At 52.5% G+C, this 19,354-nt stretch carries 17 protein-coding genes and 1 tRNA gene; 7 read left to right on the top strand and 11 right to left on the bottom strand.

What is annotated here, in order from left to right; translation table 11 throughout:
* Positions 1-231 precede the first annotated feature (231 nt).
* Entirely contained in the window at positions 232-2,142 is a 1,911-nt protein-coding gene (locus tag DYU11_RS02140; protein ID WP_119665989.1) for a sensor histidine kinase, read from the top strand.
* A gap of 90 nt (positions 2,143-2,232) precedes the next feature.
* Here the strand turns inward: DYU11_RS02140 and DYU11_RS02135 are convergent, their stop codons facing one another.
* Entirely contained in the window at positions 2,233-3,078 is an 846-nt protein-coding gene (locus tag DYU11_RS02135) for a DUF1206 domain-containing protein (RefSeq protein ID WP_119665988.1), read from the bottom strand.
* Positions 3,079-3,332: 254 nt separating this feature from the next.
* On the opposite strand from DYU11_RS02135, the gene DYU11_RS02130 reads away from it, so the two are divergent.
* Entirely contained in the window at positions 3,333-3,674 is a 342-nt protein-coding gene (locus DYU11_RS02130) for a hypothetical protein (protein ID WP_119665987.1), read from the top strand.
* A 55-nt stretch (positions 3,675-3,729) separates the two neighbouring features.
* On the opposite strand, the gene DYU11_RS02125 is transcribed toward DYU11_RS02130, so the two are convergent.
* Positions 3,730-3,802, bottom strand: a tRNA-Thr gene (locus DYU11_RS02125).
* Positions 3,803-3,884: 82 nt separating this feature from the next.
* On the opposite strand from DYU11_RS02125, the gene DYU11_RS02120 reads away from it, so the two are divergent.
* Positions 3,885-5,849: an ABC-F family ATP-binding cassette domain-containing protein gene (locus DYU11_RS02120; RefSeq protein ID WP_119665986.1), complete on the top strand. Its 1,965-nt coding sequence runs from the start codon at positions 3,885-3,887 to the stop codon at positions 5,847-5,849.
* Between the two features lie 75 nt (positions 5,850-5,924).
* Here DYU11_RS02120 and DYU11_RS02115 read toward each other — a convergent pair whose 3' ends face one another.
* Both DYU11_RS02115 and DYU11_RS02110 read right to left on the bottom strand, forming a co-directional pair.
* Positions 5,925-6,725 carry a DUF3667 domain-containing protein gene (locus DYU11_RS02115; protein ID WP_119665985.1) on the bottom strand — a complete coding sequence of 267 codons (801 nt, stop codon included), beginning with the start codon at positions 6,723-6,725 and terminating at the stop codon, positions 5,925-5,927.
* Positions 6,726-6,799: 74 nt separating this feature from the next.
* Positions 6,800-7,714, bottom strand: a complete 915-nt coding sequence (locus tag DYU11_RS02110) for a bestrophin family protein (RefSeq protein ID WP_119665984.1) — start codon at positions 7,712-7,714, stop codon at positions 6,800-6,802.
* Positions 7,715-7,813: 99 nt separating this feature from the next.
* Between DYU11_RS02110 and DYU11_RS02105 the strand changes: the two genes are divergently transcribed.
* Entirely contained in the window at positions 7,814-9,109 is a 1,296-nt protein-coding gene (locus tag DYU11_RS02105; protein ID WP_119665983.1) for a type IX secretion system plug protein, read from the top strand.
* A gap of 13 nt (positions 9,110-9,122) precedes the next feature.
* Here the strand turns inward: DYU11_RS02105 and ychF are convergent, their stop codons facing one another.
* On the bottom strand, positions 9,123-10,223 hold the full coding sequence (gene ychF, locus DYU11_RS02100; RefSeq protein ID WP_119665982.1) for a redox-regulated ATPase YchF: 1,101 nt from the start codon (positions 10,221-10,223) through the stop codon (positions 9,123-9,125).
* 231 nt (positions 10,224-10,454) lie between these two features.
* Positions 10,455-10,781: a DUF3276 family protein gene (locus DYU11_RS02095; protein ID WP_119665981.1), complete on the bottom strand. Its 327-nt coding sequence runs from the start codon at positions 10,779-10,781 to the stop codon at positions 10,455-10,457.
* Positions 10,782-11,052: 271 nt separating this feature from the next.
* Here DYU11_RS02095 and DYU11_RS02090 point away from each other — a divergent pair, with 271 nt between their 5' ends.
* Together DYU11_RS02090 and DYU11_RS02085 are read left to right on the top strand one after the other, a co-directional pair.
* Positions 11,053-11,499: a septal ring lytic transglycosylase RlpA family protein gene (locus DYU11_RS02090; RefSeq protein ID WP_119665980.1), complete on the top strand. Its 447-nt coding sequence runs from the start codon at positions 11,053-11,055 to the stop codon at positions 11,497-11,499.
* A gap of 197 nt (positions 11,500-11,696) precedes the next feature.
* Positions 11,697-12,608, top strand: a complete 912-nt coding sequence (locus DYU11_RS02085) for a DUF58 domain-containing protein (RefSeq protein WP_119665979.1) — start codon at positions 11,697-11,699, stop codon at positions 12,606-12,608.
* A gap of 76 nt (positions 12,609-12,684) precedes the next feature.
* On the opposite strand, the gene DYU11_RS02080 is transcribed toward DYU11_RS02085, so the two are convergent.
* Positions 12,685-14,160, bottom strand: a complete 1,476-nt coding sequence (locus DYU11_RS02080; RefSeq protein ID WP_119665978.1) for a TlpA family protein disulfide reductase — start codon at positions 14,158-14,160, stop codon at positions 12,685-12,687.
* Positions 14,161-14,273: 113 nt separating this feature from the next.
* Here DYU11_RS02080 and DYU11_RS02075 point away from each other — a divergent pair, with 113 nt between their 5' ends.
* Positions 14,274-15,071: a YdcF family protein gene (locus tag DYU11_RS02075; RefSeq protein WP_119665977.1), complete on the top strand. Its 798-nt coding sequence runs from the start codon at positions 14,274-14,276 to the stop codon at positions 15,069-15,071.
* A gap of 78 nt (positions 15,072-15,149) precedes the next feature.
* Here the strand turns inward: DYU11_RS02075 and pfkA are convergent, their stop codons facing one another.
* From pfkA to DYU11_RS02055, 4 genes are all read right to left on the bottom strand, one after another.
* The gene (gene pfkA / locus DYU11_RS02070; protein WP_009284432.1) at positions 15,150-16,124 is read right to left on the bottom strand and encodes a 6-phosphofructokinase; all 975 of its coding nucleotides are present in this window, start codon (positions 16,122-16,124) and stop codon (positions 15,150-15,152) included.
* 164 nt (positions 16,125-16,288) lie between these two features.
* Positions 16,289-17,041 (bottom strand): glycosyltransferase family 2 protein, encoded by a 753-nt coding sequence (locus tag DYU11_RS02065; RefSeq protein WP_119665976.1) that lies wholly within the window; start codon positions 17,039-17,041, stop codon positions 16,289-16,291.
* A 49-nt stretch (positions 17,042-17,090) separates the two neighbouring features.
* The gene (locus tag DYU11_RS02060; RefSeq protein ID WP_119665975.1) at positions 17,091-18,383 is read right to left on the bottom strand and encodes a glycosyltransferase family 4 protein; all 1,293 of its coding nucleotides are present in this window, start codon (positions 18,381-18,383) and stop codon (positions 17,091-17,093) included.
* Positions 18,380-19,333 carry a hypothetical protein gene (locus DYU11_RS02055; protein ID WP_119665974.1) on the bottom strand — a complete coding sequence of 318 codons (954 nt, stop codon included), beginning with the start codon at positions 19,331-19,333 and terminating at the stop codon, positions 18,380-18,382. Before DYU11_RS02055 ends, DYU11_RS02060 begins: the two co-directional genes overlap by 4 nt.
* Positions 19,334-19,354: the final 21 nt, after the last annotated feature.

The raw sequence follows: 19,354 nt of genomic DNA, 5'->3' as shown, positions 1-19,354 counted from the left end.
TGAAATAGATTCCAGAATCGACCTGAAACAGTATGGTGGAGATTTGTCAGAGTTAGCCAGCTCTGCATTAAGCCGAACGCTTAAGCAACTGCCAACTGCGGCCACCGAGCTTGACTACGTTCGACGCAGCGTTGGCGCAAGGCGTCATAGTCACTTTATTTGTAGCTTGCTGCAGCAAATAAGTCACGACTAGCGTAGACTTTTTCACTGATCAATAACTACTTGTCGGCTATGTTCATTTCGCTCAATGAAACGCTACTGACGTCCGTACTCGATAACCATCCCGAACCGATCGTATTGCATGCGCCCGTTTTTGAATCAGAAGCAGGTAATACGATTGTTGATTTCATCCTGGTTTATTTCAACGGCGCTGCCATGCAGCAGGCAAATCTGCCTTATGGCCTGATGAAAGGTCAAAAAGTTAGTGAGTTGACAGGCTATAGTGAAGAAGGTAGAAAACAGCTTACTCAGCAATTGATCGAGGTGTATACCTCGGGCAACGATTTACAAACTACCTATTACAACGAACTCCTTGACATCTATTTTGACGTATTCCGACGCAAAATAGACGGTGCTGTCCTCTCCATCACCAAAAATGTTAATGCGCAAATGAAGGAACGCCTGGAGAAACAAAAGCAACAGGAGTTCGTAGACCTGATACTCAATAATTCCCTTGATGGCTGGTATGTCTTGGATGCGGTATTGAACGAGCAGGGAGACGTAACCGACTTTATGTTCACCCGGGTTAATAAACAATTTTTACAGCTCAGCGGCCTTTCCGAAGAGCAGGTGATAGGAAAGCGTTTTTTAGCGCTGTTTCCAGCCACCAAGGATATCGGTTCATTTGAGCGGTACAAGGCGGTATATCTGACCGGCATCTCTGAACGAAGACAATCGCATTACACCGCAGGGAGTTTTGATGCATGGTACGACAGCGTGGTGGCCAGGTTGGGAGAGCATTCACTGCTGGTAACGTTTGCTGACGTTACCGAGCTTAACGCAAAAGCAAAGGAGCTTGAAAGCAAGAATTACATTCTCGATAACATCTTTACGCATTCCTCGAATGGCATTTCATTTGGCCAGGTTATTCGCAATGAAGACGGAAAGATAATTGATGGTAAGCCGATCATGGCTAATGACGCAGCGATCCAGCTCGTAGGCATTCCCAAGGAGCTTTATTTTTCTAAAACATCCGTCGAACTGGAGCCCAATATTTTAAACACTCCCTATTTTCAGAAAATTATCCACACCATGGATACTGGTGAGCCTTCCATTGTCGAATACCAACTGGAGTCGACCGGACGCTGGATCGAGATTTCACTGTCACGCATGGATAGGGATCACCTCATTATCATTTTCACCGATGTTACCGACATAAAAGAGATTGAACTACAGAAAGAACGGCTGATTGACGAATTAAAACGAACGAATGCGGCACTCAAAGATTTTACAAGAGCGGCCTCCCACGACCTGAAAGAGCCTCTCCGCAAGGTGCACTTTTTTACCGAGCGGCTGCACCAGCGGCTGGCCACGAAGATGAATGAAGAAGAAAACGGGTTGATGGAAAAAGTAAAAGTCGCCAACAGGCGAATGATGCTGCTTGTCGAAGACCTGCTATCGTATGCCGATATTAGTTACGGAACTCACCAGCTGGAGGAGATCAACTTAAACGAAATACTTGACTATGTACTTTCGGACCTGGAGCTGGTGATCCAGGAAAAAGGTTCTACCATTGAAGTCGATACGTTGCCTGTGCTAAAAGGGTACGGAAGGCAATTAGGGCAGCTCTTTCAAAACTTGATCAGTAATGCACTAAACTACAGCAAACCTGACGACCAATCGGCGATAGCAATAACCGCAAAAGAAGTCAGCAAAGACGATGTACCGGCACCCTTTATTCCTGATTCAGAACACTATCATCTGATACAAGTAAAGGACAACGGGATCGGCTTTAACCAGGCGTATGCTGAAAAGATCTTCGATGTGTTTACCCGCCTTCACAGCAAGGAAAAATATTCGGGTACGGGGATCGGGCTGGCCATTGTAAAAAAAGTGGCCGAAAACCACCTGGGTTTTGTCTATGCGGAAAGCGAAGAGGGAAAGGGCGCAACGTTCAGTGTGCTCCTGCCGCAGAATGCTTAATGTATAACCGTATTCATACCGGTTAGCGCCTACTAATTCCAGTGCATACGGTCTCACTCCTCCGGCCGTTCACCAGCTTGTCTAGATGACTTAGCTACTCGTGTTAATAACTTCGTAGCGGGCGCGTACAAACATAAAAATACCGTAGCAGAACAATCCCAGCGCTACGGCACCAAGCAGAAACGAGCCGTAACTGGCTTTTTCCAGAAAGGCAAAAGCAGTGCTGCTGCCTCCGGCTTCGCTGGCATTAGCCTCCAGAGCCGCTTTTATAAATAAGTATCCAATCAGCCCCCAAACGATTCCCCGGGCGATATAACCAACTTTCCCGGATCGGATGATCATCTCCTTTAGTTCCGTTTTGATGGAAGACGTCTGGACATTTTTCAGGTATTTACCCGATAAGGCCCGGTAGATCTGGTACAACCCGATGCCAATGATACACAGGCCAGCCAAGCCGATAAGCCACTGGCCAAACGGTTTCTGCAGAATTTCCCGAACCAGGGTCTGGCGCGTACTATCCCCGCCCTGATTACCCTGGCTACCCAGTACCGTCCTCAACGAACCGTAGGCCAGGAACCCATAGACCAACCCGCTGAAGGCATACCCTGCCCGACGACCGATGCCTTTGGCGTCGTTCCCTTTACGCTCGTTATCGAGAAAAGCCTGGGTTAGCCGCCAGAGGGCGTAGCAGACCAGACCTACGGCCACCAGTGCCAGCAAAAACTGCCCAAACGGCTGATCCATAATAAATTGAAAGACTCCCTGTTTGTTGAGATTACGTTCCGAACGGCCGCCGATTTCAAAAGCAGCCATAAACGCTAGTATACCAACCAGGCAGTAAACTACTCCTTTGGCTGCCAGGCCAAGTTTGGCAAAACGCTTCACCCATTGAGGCTGGGTCGAGGGTATCTGCGAGGAGATGCTGGATAAGTTCATGGTCTAAATCGTTTGTGAAGGTTGCTTTCGGCCTAATCGGTCTGTCGTAAATACCAGAATTGATTTAGGGTAATAAATGTTTTGTATTTCGCGGCTGACCCGGTTGAGCCGACAGCGTAATATAGAGCCCCAATAGCCTCAGCTCGCTTGCGCACACGTTCTGGTCCAGTACAAGCTACCCAATCTTCACAACGTACACCAACCCTGGCCGGTTAACGATCTCCAGCTTATAGGCCCGCTCATTCACCTGTAAGATGAAGGCGTATACGTATGCTACTTTGGTTAACGCAATTGATCAACGGGAAACGATTCGTAACTTCTCAATCCAGGTCGATAAACTGGAAGACGCTTGTGCCTACGTTGTCGAACAGGACCATGTGTTACAGCAGTCGTCGATCCAGGATGGGACAAGCCTGATGCAGTTATCTGTTGAGGCCTTCGATGGTCGGCCGATGACACTTGTTCTGGAGCAGTTAGAGGCTAGCTGGCGGAGCCTTCTCAACCAACTAACTAATTCAATACGGGGAATGGATGAGGGGACGAACCAACTACATGAAACCGTATTCTTTGTTGTAGGAGAAAGCAAAAAGGGTTAACCAATTAGTTGAGACTGTAAATGCTCAAAAATTGATTAACCCTAATTCAAAAAAGAGCCTCCTACGGGATTCGAACCTGCGACCTACGCATTACGAATGCGTCGCTCTACCAGCTGAGCTAAGGAGGCAATTGTGCTTAAGCGGGTGCAAATATACGCCTGTGGAATTAAATAACGCAAGGTTCCGTTCTATTTTTGGTAAATTTGCGCTATGATTTCCATTACCAACCTGTCGTATTACCTCGGCAGCCGGGCGTTGTATGAGAACGCGTCGCTGCACATAAAACCAAACCAGAAAATCGGTCTGATTGGCCTTAATGGTACCGGTAAATCTACCTTGCTGCGGATCATTAACGGTGAGTACCAGCCCGACGGTGGTACTATCTCCAAAGCCGGCGACGTTACCATTGGCTTTCTGAATCAGGACCTGTTGTCGTACCAGACCGACGAGTCCATTCTGGCCGTTGCCATGCAGGCGTTTGCCCGTCAGAATAAGCTTCAGAAGCAAATTGACGAGCTGCTCCACCAGATGGAAACGAATTATACCGACGATCTGGTCGATAAGCTGGGTAAAGCACAGGAGGAATTCGACGCCCTCGACGGGTACACCATCCAGTCGCGGGCGGAGGAAATTCTGGAAGGTCTTGGCTTCTCGACCGACGATCTCCAAAAACCGCTGAAACAGTTCTCCGGCGGCTGGCGGATGCGGGTGATGCTGGCCAAACTGCTGTTGCAGAAGCCGTCGCTGCTGATGCTTGACGAGCCGACCAACCACCTTGACCTGCCGTCGATCCAATGGGTGGAAAAATACATTCAGACCTACGAAGGGGCCGTGCTGGTGGTCTCGCACGACCGTGAGTTTCTCGACAACGTTATCGACGTAACGGTAGAAGTGTCGGGCGCTAAACTCAACTATTACCCCGGTAACTACTCGTTCTACCTGGAGGAGAAAGCCCTGCGTAACGAAATTCAGAAAGGCGCTTACGAGAACCAGCAGGCCAAGATCCGTCAGACGGAGCGCTTTATCGAACGATTCAAAGCCAAAGCGACCAAAGCCAAGCAGGCCCAGAGCCGGGTGAAGCAACTTGCCCGCATGGAACTGGTCGATGCGGTAATTGACGAGTCGGCGCGGGTGAACTTTAAGTTTCAGTTCTCGACCCAGCCGGGCCGCCATATTCTGCACCTCGACGATATTACAAAACACTATGGCCCCAAACGTATCTTGACCGGAGCTGACATCCGGCTCGAACGGGGCGATAAGGTGGCGCTAATCGGTGCAAACGGGCGGGGTAAATCCACGCTGCTGCGCATCATAGCCGGTTCCGAACCGCTCAACGAAGGCCGCCGGCAACTGGGCCACAACGTATCGTTCAGCTTTTACGCCCAGCACCAGCTCGAATCGCTGAACATCGAGGATTCGATGCTGGAAGAACTGAAACACGCTAACCCTACTAAGTCCGAAGGCGAATTGCGCGGGGTCCTGGGCTGTTTCCTGTTCTCGGGTGATGAAGTATTCAAGAAAATCAAAGTGCTGTCCGGGGGTGAGAAATCACGGGTGGCGCTGGCAAAAGTGCTGCTGTCGCAGGCGAACTTCCTGCTGCTTGACGAGCCGACGAACCACCTCGATATGCAGTCGGTCAACATCCTGATTCAGGCGCTGGAACAGTATGAAGGTACCTACATCGTCGTTTCCCACGACCGGTATTTCGTTTCGCAGATTGCCAACAAGATCTGGTACATTGAAGACGAGCAGATCAAAGAATATCCCGGTACGTACGACGAATACGAGTGGTGGCTGGAAGAGCGCAAGGCAGAGGGCGTTTCGAGCACGGGGCAGGGTAAGCAGGGATTGCAGGGCGACAAAGCAGCCCCTGCCACTCCGGCGCGAAGCACACCGGCTACCCACGCGACGGACGATGAACGGAAGGAATGGCAGCGGACGCTGAAGAAGCTGACGCAGCAGGCCGAAGAAGCCGAATCGCAGATCAGTGAACTGGAAAGACGTAAGAAAAAACTGGAGGCTGAACTGGCTGATCCATCGACTTACGGCAACAATGGGGATTTGCAGAAAAAGAACGAAGAATATCAGCGGCTGACCCGACAACTGGATCAGCTTCAGGAGCAGTGGGAAACCGCTATGCTGGAAGCCGAAGAGTGGGAGAAAAAGCTGGCCTGACTACCTTGATTACGGTTATATAAAAAAGCCGAAGGCCAGATGCCTTCGGCTTTTTTGCGTCGGTACACAGAAGATTCATCCGCCAAATTTGATGTACAGCATCACGGCTCCGGCTGAGAAAACAAACCAGGTTATCAGAGCCAGGAGGGAAACAGCCCCCGTTCTGACGTATTGCACCGGGCGATGGTAATTCATGAACTGGTAATAGCCAATGGTCAGATAAACGAGTTGAAACACGAGCAAGATACGGTTCAAAAAAGGCAGATAAGCGTGTAGTAAAAAGCCCAGCACGAGCGTCACGACAACAGAGACCAGCGAGAAGAAGCTGGAAAAGAATACGTTGGCTACCAGATGCTCCGCATAGTTAATTCCAGACCGCAGAAAGCACAGCCAGAAGATGAGGGTAAATATGGGAATGGCTACCAGACCGACAATGTTGATGTGTTTTTCGATGAACGTAGTAGCCTGCTTCCGACGCTCGTAGAAGGGGCGGGCGGCTTCAGGTATGGTTGATGTGGCTCGCTGCGTTGAAACGGATGCCTGGTCTGGCTGGCCGGTATAGGGCTTTACAAAACTGTTGACGGTGATGTTCAGACCGAGCACCAGCAGCAGGAATGTAAACGGATTGAAATAGGTCTTGCGTTTTCCTTCGAGTACATACTCCCGGGCCGTTACGCCGGGGCGTGTGGCCAGGCTTCTGGTCAGATACAGAACGCCCTTGTCGGCATGCGTAAACGCGTGAAACACCTCATGGAAAATATGAGGCAGGTTGAAGCGGTGAATGTGGGCGTTCTGGCCGCATTGCGGACAAAACTGATACGTAGTCTCCAGGTCTGCCGAACAGTTCGGACAGGCCTTCAGGGTAGTCATAATCATGGAGAAAAGGCGATGGCGTATAGCCTACAAAGTAGGTAATCATTCGCCAGATTCCCAATGCTCTCGGCTGATTATCAATCCTTCGGTAAACGAACGGTTTCGGGAGCCGGGGCCGACAGGGCTTGCTGAACGGTTTTGCGGATGCCCTGGCAGATGTCCTCGGTAGGGAGGTCGTTGGCGTCCGTCCCGAACGGGTTTTCGATTTCCTCGGCGATGATTTCCAGACTCGCTAATACGTAAAAAACAAACACCACAAAGGGAATCACGAGGTAGTGCAGGTTAGATACGTAGCCCAGGGGGAGCGTGAAGCAGTAAATCACGATGAACTTCTTGATAAACGAGCTGTAGGAGTACGGAATGGGCGTATTGCGGATACGCTCGCAGGCCCCGCAGATGTCCATCAGCGACTGTGCTTCGGCGTTGAGTACGAGTAGGTGTTCGAGCTGCAGAACCCCCTGTCGCTGGAGTTCGTTGATCTTTCCGAAAATCGCCAGCGAAATCTGCTGTGGAATGTGCTCCTGCCGGTGCAGGTCCGTGAATCGTAACGTATCGCTGTCCGTAAACTCAGTTTCGACGACTACCTGCCGCAGGTGATTCTTCAGGGCGAAAGCAAAGTTGGGAATCATAACCTGAAAGAACCGGCGGGCCTGGGGTTGATCCGGACCAATCAGCTGGTCGATTTTTATGGCCAGATTGCGGCTGTTGTTGACCAGCGACCCCCAGAGTTTGCGGCCTTCCCACCAGCGGTCGTAGGCGGTGTTGGTTCGGAATACCAGCAGCATCGAGATCACGAAGCTGAGCAGGGTGTGTACCAGCGATACGTTCCTGAGGTGAGCGTTTTCGGTCAGGTCCAGCTTATCAATGAGCACAACGACAATCAGCGCATAAATGCCCATACCCATCAGCGCCGGCGATAACTTCCGGACGGTGTCGGCCCGGTTGTATGCCAGAATAAACCGGATCCAGTCTTTAGGATTATATTCAACCATAATGGCAGGCGAACTGGTAAAAACGCAAACTAACTAGTTTTGTGCAACTATAGGCATGGTCGTTCGTTAACTTACCATGCGTTTTGCTTTTGGCTTCGAATGATTATTTACCGACTACTCGTTTTTTTGCTGATCAGCCTGCCGGTCATTCCGGCAACCGGACAGCCGGTGCGGACTGTTGATCAGATTTACGATCCGCAGATTCGCACGGTGCTGTTGTACCCGCAGGTGGGCAGTACGGCCGGTACGCCCTCCGAAACGCTGAATCCGCCCGTCGTTTCGCTCGATGATGGTACACCCCTTCAACTGGAATTCGACGATTTAACGGCCAACTACCGCTCGTTTCGCGCCCGGCTACTTCATTGCAACGCCGACTGGCAGCAGTCGGTTCTGAACGATATTGAATTTACCTACGAATACAATGATAATGCCATCACGGATTATCAGGTGTCGATCAACACCAAGATACCGTACTACCACTATCGATTGACCCTGCCGCGGGTGAAACTGCCGGGCAATTACGTACTGGTGGTGTACGACGAACGCAACCGGAACAACACGATTTTTACCCGGCGGTTCATCACGTACCAGAACCGGCTGTCGGTGGCGGCTGGGGTCCGCTTTTCGACCGATCCCGCGCGGCAGTTTACGGATCAGCAGATTGATATGACTGTGAGCTATAGAGGTTACCAGGTCGTTTCGCCCCAGGATGATTTCCGGGTGGTGATCCGGCAGAACTACCGCGACGATAAAGTGATTCGGGGGCTGCGGCCGACGAATGTGCGGGCGTTTGATCAGGTACTGGAATACCGGCTCGTTGACCTGAGTAATACCATGCCCGGCGGCAATGAGTATCGATTCTTTGATACCCGAACGGTGCTGTCGCGCTCTAACTACATCGACCGCATCGACCGCCGACCCGACCGGAACATCGCCTATGTGCAGCCCGACCAGCCCCGGAGCCGGGGAGCTTATATCCAGAGCGATGACTTTAACGGCCAGTACGTCATTGATAACCGGGAAACGGGCAACGGCGCGATCAACGGCGATTACATTGAAACCGTTTTTACGCTCCGGATCACCGAGCAGCCCGGCGTTGACGTGTTCGTCAACGGCGCGTTTAACTTATGGCTCCTCAACGACCGCAACCGGATGACCTACGATCCGGCGCTGAACGCCTACCGGGCGGCTATTCTGCTGAAACAGGGTGTATACAATTACAACTACGCCATGCAAACGACGGGCAACCCACCCAAAACCGACGAGTCGCTGATCGAGGGCGATTATTCAGGTACGGAGAACGATTACGAGGTGTTTGTGTATCACCGCCCACCCGCAGCCCGTGCCGATCAGCTGGTTGGGTACGTGCGGGTAGGGGTGAATAAGCGCCGGTAGATCCTGACTGGGTCTACGCTCCGTGCAGGAATTCCATGATGTCGCCGTCCTGTACAACGTATTCCTTGCCTTCGACAGACAGTTTGCCGGCCTCCCGAACGCCCGCTTCGTTTTTGTACTGCACGTAGTCGGGCAGTTTAATAACCTGCGCCCGGATAAACTTCCGCTCAAAATCGGAGTGAATCACCCCGGCTGCCTGCGGAGCCTTCCAGCCGCGGTGGATAGTCCAGGCCCGAACTTCTTTCTCGCCGGCGGTAAAGTACGTAATCAGCCCGAGCAGCCGGTACGACGCTTTGATCAGTTTGCTCAAACCCGACTCGTCAAGACCGTATTCCGACAGAAACAGCTCCCGTTCTTCCGGTTCCTCCATCTCAGCGATCTGCGACTCGATACCGGCGCTGATTACAATCACTTCGGCGCCTTCATCTTTAACAGCCTCCTTAAGTTTTTCGGAATATTGGTTACCGTTCGGCAGCGACCCTTCGTCAACGTTGGCTACGTAGATCACGGGCTTCACCGTCAGCAGCGACAGGTCACCGATGGCCGCAAACTGCTCTTCGGGCGATACCTGCACCGTCCGGGCACTTTTGCCCTGCTCAAGGGCGGCTTTGTAGAGTTTCAGAATTTCGAGTTCAACTTTGGCTTTGGCGTCGCCGACCCGGGCCGCTTTATCGATCCGCTGAATCTTTTTATCAACCGACTCCAGGTCTTTAAGCTGAAGTTCGGCGTCAATGATCTCCTTGTCGAACACCGGATCAACGCGCCCCTCAACGTGGACAATGTTCTCGTCCTCGAAGCAGCGGATTACGTGAACGATGGCATCTACCTCGCGGATGTTGGCCAGAAACTTGTTGCCGAGACCGGCCCCCTGGCTGGCGCCTTTCACCAGACCGGCAATGTCGACGAACTCGATGATCGTCGGAACAACCCGCTGGGGTTTTACCAGGCCTTCCAGCGTATCGAGCCGCTCATCGGGAACCGTCACAACGCCGACGTTCGGTTCTATGGTGCAGAACGGGTAGTTGGCGGCTTCGGCTTTCCCGCTTGATATAGCATTAAACAAAGTAGACTTGCCGACGTTCGGTAAGCCCACGATTCCACATTGTAGTCCCATAATTGAATTGTGAATGAGTGAATGCGGGAATGAGCCAATCGATTGTTGTGAAGAATCGGCTCACAGACGCATTGTCAATTCACGACATGATTTTTGTGCGAATTTACAACAAAAAAAGCCTCCGGCTGGTGCCGAGGCTAATGAACCGGCTGCGCAATACCGGCCGCTGTTCTGAAGTAAGATTAATTGAACGATGAAAAGAGTAGACGTGTGTGCGGCATCGATCCCGGATTAGTCCCACTTTAACTCGCTGGCAAAATCATCGAGTTCGTCGCGTTCCCGCTGTGCAAACTGGGCGAAATCAACCTCCGGCATCAGTTCCGTTTTGATATGATCAACGGTTTCCTGAAGGGCTTCCACAAATTTGTCGAAGTCTTCCTTGTAGAGAAACATTTTGTGCTTTTCGTACACAAAACCATCGCCTTGTGGATGTCTGCGGCTTTCCGTAATGGTCAGGTAATAGTCATTGGCACGGGTCGATTTGACGTCGAAAAAATACGTCCGCTTCCCCGCCCTAACTCGTTTCGAGTAGATTTTTTCCCGTTCTCTTTCTTCCACAATCAGTGATTTTAAGTGGCAATGCAAACGCTAAAATACGGGCATTAGTATCAGAACCAAAGGAATCCTATTAAATAAATTTTGAGGTGAAAAATCCCCGAAAATCAGTAGAGTTGTGGAGCTGATTACACAGTTTTTTCGGCAATTGCTTGGTTCTAAGGGGCCTAACCTATATCTTTGTTAAATAGGAATTGCACTTTTTGGGGAAAGTTGGTATGAATGAAATTAATGGCATACCCTCTTTTATTTGTTTCACGTAACCAAAAACTGTATGAGTTTTATCATGTCCCTACTGTTGTTTTTCAGCAACATGAAACCGACAGAGGCCCTACCGGGTCTCATACAGAAGGGTAAGGCGTCGTTTTACTCCAAAAAGTTCACTGGCCGACGGACGGCCGGTGGAGAGCGTGTCCGGCACGATGTTCTTTCCGGCGCGCACCGTTCACTACCGTTCAACACGCTGGTTGAAGTCACGAATCTGGACAACAACCGCTCCGTAATTGTACGAATCAATGATCGGGGTCCATTTTCAAAAGGTCGCATTATTGATCTTTCACACGCGGCCGCTCAAGCACTTGGCATGATCTCAAAGGGCGTTGCCAATGTTTCTCTCCGGGTTGTCAACAAACATAATCTGATTGCGCTGGCACCCGAAACCGCGGTTTTCACTACGCCCACTGCTTTTCAGCCAATGCTGGAGCCGGTTAACCGCTTTTAACGTAAGGCCTACTGGGCTATTCTAACCGAACCGTTTGGTACCTCTGCCCGCCTGGTGCAATTCCTGGCAGAGTCCACCGAACGGTTCGGTTTTTTGTTTATGTGCGCTGCCCTGCGTAGTTTGTTCCGTAAAGGTACGTTTACGTCGACTCCTTCGTTAGCAACAGTATAGATCAGACCGGCGATCCGGTACAGAGTATGAAACAATCCCTCAACCTGAGTCAGGTACGTTCGTTCGGAAACGTCGAGTTCCTGGCCCGCCAATTGGTCGAAGGCTTCATCACGGGCCTACATAAATCGCCGTTTCACGGCTTCTCAGTCGAATTCGCCGAACACCGGCTGTACAACACCGGCGAAACAACCCGGCATATCGACTGGAAGGTGTACGGCAAAACCGAAAAGTTGTTTGTTAAACGCTACGAGGAGGAAACGAACCTGCGGTGCCACCTGCTGATCGATACGTCGTCGTCGATGTATTATCCGGAGTCGAACTACGGTAAAATGACCTTCAGTGTGATGGCCGCGGCCTGCCTGTCGTATCTGCTGCAACGCCAGAAAGATGCCGTGAGCCTGACTACGTTCGCCGATACGATCGATCTGCAAACGCCCGTCAAGTCGACACCCTCGCATGTTCATAAACTGTTCACGCATCTGGACCAGTTGATGGTGCAGCCCAAGCCGCTCCGTAAAACGTCGGCGGCCGACGTGATCCATCAGGTCGCCGAAAAAATCAACAAACGGTCGCTGGTGGTATTGTTCAGCGACATGTTCGATAATACGGAGAAGGCAGATTCGCTGTTTTCGGCACTTCAGCACCTGCGGCACAATCTGCACGAAGTGCTGCTGTTTCACGTAACCGACAAAAAGACGGAAGAGGAGTTTGCGTTCGACGAGCGGCCGTATGAATTCATTGACCTCGAAACCGGGGAGAAGGTGAAGCTGCAGCCGGGCCAGATTCGCGAAACGTATCAGCAGGCCGTAAAGCAGTATTTCCAGGAATTGAAGCTCCGCTGCGGCCAGTATAAAATCGATTTTATTGAAGCCGACATCGCTCAGGGCTTCGACCAGATCCTGACGGCGTACCTGGTTAAACGAACGAAGATGAAATAAAAAAGGGAGAAAAGGAGGAAAGGAGACAGTTCGTATCCTGTTCTTTTCTCCTTTCTTCCTTTCCTCCCTTTCTCCCTTACTTCTTCACACTTGCCTTGGCGTTGGCGGGGGCGGCTTCGGGTTTTTTGGCGGTCTGTGCCTGTTGCTTGCGGTTGAATTGAATGAAATCTTCAATCTGCTCAACCGGCAGCTTGCGGGCAATGATCTTTTTGTTCTTATCCAGTACGTATACCGTCGGGGTTGTCCAGACGTCGTACTGCTGCCGGTAGTTGGTGCGCATCGAGTAATCGTAGCCGTGCGTTACGCTGGTCAGTTTGAACTCCCGGATAAATTTCTTCCACTCTTCGGGGCTCTGTTCGATGGCAACGGCAACTACTGCAACGCCCTTTCCTTTGTAGTCGTCCGAGAGCTTTTTCAGTTTAGGAGCACTTTCCCGGCAGTGGCCGCAGTGCGGATCGTAGAAATACACCACGGTGTAGTCAGACTTGATGGTCTGAATGTTGATCGGCTTCCGGAGGGTGTCACTGATGGTAACGGCTGGCATCGTTTTGCCGACCAGCGTAGGCTTGAGCGTAGCAACACGCTCGCCGATGCGCCGGATTGTCGACGTATCCGTTACGGGCATGATTCCGGTAGCGTAATACTTCTCGAACATGTGTACGAACAGGCCGTCAGTCCCCATAATCTTGGGTTGTTCATATTGGCTCGTGATGTACCAGATCGTGTACGAAATGGTTTCCTTATTCTTACCAGCCCGGGCTTTGCTGACTACGTAATCGGCTTCCTTAATAAGCGAATCGGTGGTCTGAACGGTGAGTTCCTTTATGTACCGGTCGAGCTTGCGCTGCAACACCGGCGACCGTACGAACCGCTCGTCGCTGAAATCATAATCGTCCCAGAAATGGGACTTATAATAGTTGAACACCCAAACGGAATCCGGACGGCCGTTGCTGGCTTTGGGGGCGGGTGGTACCTCTGGGTCGGCGGTGGCTTTCAGCAGCTTTACGGCAAAGCTGCTGACGTTTTCCTTCAGAAACTGTTCGCGGTACGTCTGGGCTTTCTTCTGGAGAACTGCCATCTTTTCGGTCGCCATAGCCGCAGACGTAGCGTCGTTGTGCAGCTTTCTTTCCGCACTGATTACCTGGGCTTCGTCGTACAGTTTGCCAAGTTCCTGCTGGTACGTATAGAACAGCTCGTTTTCCTTCGAGCCGGTCACCTTCATGTTTTTGATCACATTCGCCGTATCGGTTTCGAACGAGAATTCCTGGTCGTCTGCAATGAGCAGTTCGATGTAGCGATTTTTAGGCGTAACAACGATGAATAGCCCTTCCGGCAGCCGTTTTTTGCCTTCAAAGACCAGATTGCCCTCGGCATCGGCGCGGGCGGTATCCTTGGGAATGTATTGACCGGCTCCGAAATAATGAGCCAGTACGCAGGTGGTGTCTCTAACGCCTTTGATGCGGCTGGCGATCCGGAAGCCTTCGGTTGTTTGGGCCAGCAGGGCGGGCGTGAACAACAAACCGAACAGCGCGGTCAGGAGGAGTTTTTTCATACGGTCGGTGCGTATCTTCGCGGCTGAAATACCTACAAAATTAGCAGATTTGACGGACTTGCATCATTGATACCTACAATCCAACGAACGAGCCGCCCATCTTCGCATACGTAATGTTTTACTTCCTCTCAAAAACCCTCAATTACTTGCTGACACCCGCCGGCTGGTTGTTCATGGCGCTGGTCGTCGCATTGCTGACTCGTAACCCCGTGCGTCGTCGACGGGCGATCTGGGTTGGCTTGTCAACGTTCTGGCTATTCGGTAATTCGTTCCTGATCAACGAACTGGCGTTGCTTTGGGAGTATGAACCCGTTTCGGTGGCTGCCGTTCGTGAAGCGAACCAGACCGGAGGGCTACCGATTGCGGTCGTGCTGACTGGCGGCATGATGAACGTAACTGAACAGCCCGAAGTTGGCCGACCCTTGCTGGGTCGTGAGGCCGACCGCGCACAACAGGCGTTCTACCTGTACAAAACGGGAGTGGTTCAGAAAATCGTTATCAGTGGCGGACAGGGCCGATTGCCGTTTCAGCAAGTTGACGTCAACGACGAAGGCGAGATGACGGCCGAATTTCTGCGCATGGTGGGCGTCAGGCCGGAGGATATTCTGCTGGAAGGCAAATCGCGTAATACTCGTGAAAATGCACTGTTTTCGGCGCAGTTGCTGAAAGAGCGGTTTAATACCAACCGCTGCATCCTGGTCACATCCGCGTCGCACATGCGTCGGTCGGTGGCCTGTTTTCAGAAAGCTGGCGTTCAGGTAATTCCGTTTCCAGCCAATTTCCTGAGCGGTTACCGGTCATTTGTGCCGGGCGAACTACTTTTGCCGCACGAGCAGGCCTTCGCGGATAGTTTTTACCTGCTGCGCGAAATTGTTGGTCTGGTGGTGTATGCGGTGGTAGGGTATGTGTGAAAGGGAGAAAAGGAGGAAGGGAGGAAGGAAATAAGGGCAGCCTCTTTCCTCCTTTCTTACCTTCCTCCTCTTTATACCTTAAACCGAAAGGATCTTCACCATCCGGAGCAGGTCCTCGTTGATCGGCTTGGGTAGGCGAATCGTATCGCGGAACGGTGTGTAAACGAGTTCGTTGTTAACAATTCCCGCCATTACGTTCTTTTGCCCGTTCATCAGACCTTCCAGCGCACCCAATCCCAGACGGCTGGCCAGAATCCGGTCGTAGGCGGTTGGAATACCCCCCCGCTGGATATGGCCCAGTGTGGTAACGCGCATGTCGATGTCGGATTGAACCTGCCGACGAATCTTCTCGGACACTTCAATGGCGTTGCCTTCTTCTTCACCTTCGGCCACGACGATGATCGACGAGGCTTTCTGCCGGCTCCAGCCCGCCTTCAGCGTTTCGACCACTTCGGAAATGGGCGTGAGTACTTCCGGCACCATGACTAGTTCAGCACCACCGGCAATACCCGACTGAATGGCGATGTAGCCTGAGTCGCGTCCCATCACTTCAATAAAAAAGATCCGGTCGTGGGAGTCGGCCGTATCGCGGATTTTATCGATCGCTTCGAGGGCCGTGTTAACAGCCGTATCAAACCCAATCGTATAGTCGGTGCCGTAGAGATCATTGTCGATCGTTCCGGGTGCGCCAACAGTCGGGATGCCGTACTCATCGTAGAAGATGGTGGCCCCGGTAAACGTACCGTTTCCGCCAATGGCAACTAACCCCTCGATACCGAATTTCTGTAGTTGTTCGAATGCTTTTCGGCGACCTTCGGGAGTCATGAACTCTTTACTGCGGGCCGACTTCAGAATGGTACCTCCGCGCTGAACAATGTTGCTCACCGAGTGCGAATTCATTTGAAAAATGTCGCCATTTATCATTCCGCTGTACCCCCGGCGAATTCCGAACACTTCCAGGCCGTAATAGACCGCCCCCCGAACAACAGCCCGGATGCAGGCGTTCATACCCGGCGCGTCGCCACCAGAGGTAAAAACAGCAATTCTTTTCATTGGTTAAGTCTATTTTTTGTGGGAATTGAACAAAATAAACAAGGGTTCATCGGAATAAGGCCCGCAAATTTATCCGCATTATCGGTCAAAAGGCAAAGAACTTGCAATTATCCTTTCAGCTTAATACAATTTTTACAATTGTTTATAAAATCAAACGCGAGCGATTAAACACCCGATTGTGCCCTAAAACGAATGGATCGCCACACAATCCGGCCATGATTGAATACCGTTGGAATCAGCCCAAAATGATGAACCAAAACCCTGAATCGATCCGTGAGCGATCGGCGATGCTGCTGAACGGACAGTCCTCCGATCAGGTACCGGCATAGGACAAACGGCAGAAACTCAACGCGCCCGGCTGCTTTCAGGCAGCGAATCTCCCAGTCCAGATCGGCGCTTAGGTTATCCGTCGGGTAGTTCGGGGCAATGGCTCGCCGGGCGATGAACGCCTGGTGGCAAACCTTCATACCAAGCGCCATATCACGCCAGGTCAGGGTATGGGGCAACGTATGGGGCGTTACCTGGCTGCGTAGCCCTACCGCCGTACCGTTGTCCTGCACAAACAACGCGTCGCTGTAGTACACGTCGGCAGCTGTTGCTCTGATACGGTCGAGCAGCCCTGGCAGTGTCTGCGGATCGTGAATTTCGTCGCCGGCGTTCATAAACCAGACGTAGTCGCCGGTGGCCATGCGTAGCCCTTTGTTCATCGCGTCGTACAGGCCTTTGTCGGGCTCAGAAATCCAGCGGGTAACGTGCGGCTCATAGCGCCGGATGATGTCCAGCGTCCCGTCTTTCGATGCACCATCAATGATCAGGTACTCATAATCTGTCGCCTGCTGCGCCACGATGCTCCGTATGGTGCGTTCCAGAAACCGTTCGGCGTTGTAGGTGATGGTGATGATGGAGACGGTCGGCATTAACAATGAGTGAATGAGTGAATGAGTGAGTTAGTGAATGTCTGGAATTCTATTCGCTCATTCGCTCATTCACTAATTGATTGTAGAGGTCAACATACTGGCCGGCTACCACATCCGCTGCGTAGCGGGTTTCGGCGGCTTGTCTGGCGTGCTGGCGGAGTTCGGATCGGTTGGGGTGGTTCACGATAAAGGTAAGCCCATCGGCCAGTTCGTCGGCCGATCGAACGGCCGCGAGGTAACCGGTTTGCCCGTGGTCGATCATCTCGGGTATACCGCCCGTCCGGAACCCGATAACGGGCGTACCGCAGGCCAGCGATTCCACAATGGTGTTCGGCAGGTTGTCTTCCAGCGATGGCACCACCAGGGCGTCGGCGGCATTGTAGGCGGCTACAATATCGGCTTCGCTGGTGAGCAGACCAAGGTGCCGAACGGGATACGGTTGTTCGTTGAACAGGTAGCTACGTCCCTTACCAAACACCAGCACTTCGATCTGGGCCGTTGGTTGCTGTTCGTGCAGGTGGGTCAGGGCTTCGGCAAAGTAGCGAAAGCCTTTGCGGGGATCGGTGACGCTGGCGCTGCCGAACAGGAGCCGAATGCGGCCATCATCGGGCAGCTCAAACCGGGCGTTTGCCGCCGTTCGGTTAACAGGCCGGAACGTATCGAGGTCGATGGGGTTGGGAATCACCGTATGCGGAAAATCGCCTAATAGGGCGCTCTGCTGCGTTTGGTCCCGTAGCCAGTGGCTCGGCGACACCAGATGGATGCCTCCTTTGGCAAATACCTTTCGCTTCTGCTCAAACACCCGGTACGACAGATCGCGCTCGCCGGGATGCTTCAGATACGGGCATTGGTGGCAGTGCGTCTGGAAATTGGTGCAGCCCCGGCTGTAGTGACAACCACCCGTAAATGCCCACATATCGTGCAGCGTCCAGACGATGGGCTTACCCAGGGCAACTAACCGGCTTAAGCCCCGGGTGGACAGAAACCCGAAGTTGATCCAGTGCAGATGCAATACGTCGGCCTGCTGCACGGCCGGGTGAAAACTGACATCGGCCCCGATTGCCGCCGGTGAAAACTGAAACCGTACGGACGGGTCGCGCTCGAAGGGCAGGAAATACAGCCGCTCGGCTACGAACCGAACGTAGGCTGTTTGTTCAGCCAGCAGGTTGTTGGCCAGGTACGAGACACCCGAGTCCGGCCGGTGTCTCTCCATCCGGTTCGAGGTGCCGACCAGCAGCGTACTTTCCGCCCGGGTGTAGCGATCCAGCGCGTGGTGCAGGCGGGTAGCCGCCACGCCCGCTCCTCCGCTGAGGTGGTACGTACTCAGCAGCGTGATTCTCACCGGCCCAGGAGTTTATCGAATTTCTTGACTATTTCCGGCCAGAAGCCAATCTGCCACACGCGCCCCCAGATACGTCGGCGGGAGTAGCGCTCCATCTCGTCGAAAATGGGGTCGTTAAAACGCGTTTTTGCTTTCTGTGTCAGGATCAGGGCAAACCCGTGCTGCGCGAGCGTTGTGGCGAACACCCAGCCCAGCAGCAGATTCCGCTGCGTGAGCATGGCTTCGTCGGCGAAGCGGTTGATGTACGTCATCTCGCCCCATAGCGCACTGTTCTTCTGCGAAAACAGGACGAACTTCTTCAGGAGCGGATTGGTCGTGAAGCTATCCAGCAGGGCAGGCGTAATGCGTGGAGACCCTTTGGGAATCAGTTCGGCCAGCCAGTGACTGTTGGTTTCATCCATGAACTGCAAAATCCGGAACAGCTTGTCTTCGCCGTCGTAAACGGACGCGATGCCGGGTTCAAACTCGGCCGTCAGCACGCGGGGGGCGCGGTCGCCGAGGTCGCGGAACAGCCGCAGATCGATGCCCTGCGAATCGGTTTTGAACCAGTCGACCTGCCCAATGTTTAATTCCTGAAGTGTGGAATGCAGGCTCCGGGTTTTGAGTTGAACGACTTTCGTCAACTCGAATTTCGGCGCGAAAGCATACTCCTGGATCAGATCGGGCCGGGGTTTCAGCAAACTGGAACAGTGGGGCGACGCCGTCAGGTAAAAGTCGGCAGTGTCCGTGTCTGTCTCTGTTACTATATGATTGAACGTGTACAGTTTTCGAAAATGGCCCGACTCGCTTTCGACGTAACCGAAATCGCGGTCGTCGGCGTCGAACGCAATGCAAACCGAGTGTTTCGCGAAGGCTTTCCAGCGGGCATGTAACTGCCCCGACGCACCAATGTCGACCAGAACGGGCGGCTGATCGCGGAACTCAGGGCGGCTTAGAATCTTGTCAATCATGAAAGCGGTGTAAGGTGTAAA

The organism is Fibrisoma montanum, from assembly GCF_003583365.1.
GTDB classification, from domain to species: Bacteria; Bacteroidota; Bacteroidia; order Cytophagales; family Spirosomataceae; genus Fibrisoma; species Fibrisoma montanum.
The sequence above is the reverse complement of the archived record's forward strand: the minus strand, read 5'-3'. Positions and strand labels throughout refer to the sequence as shown.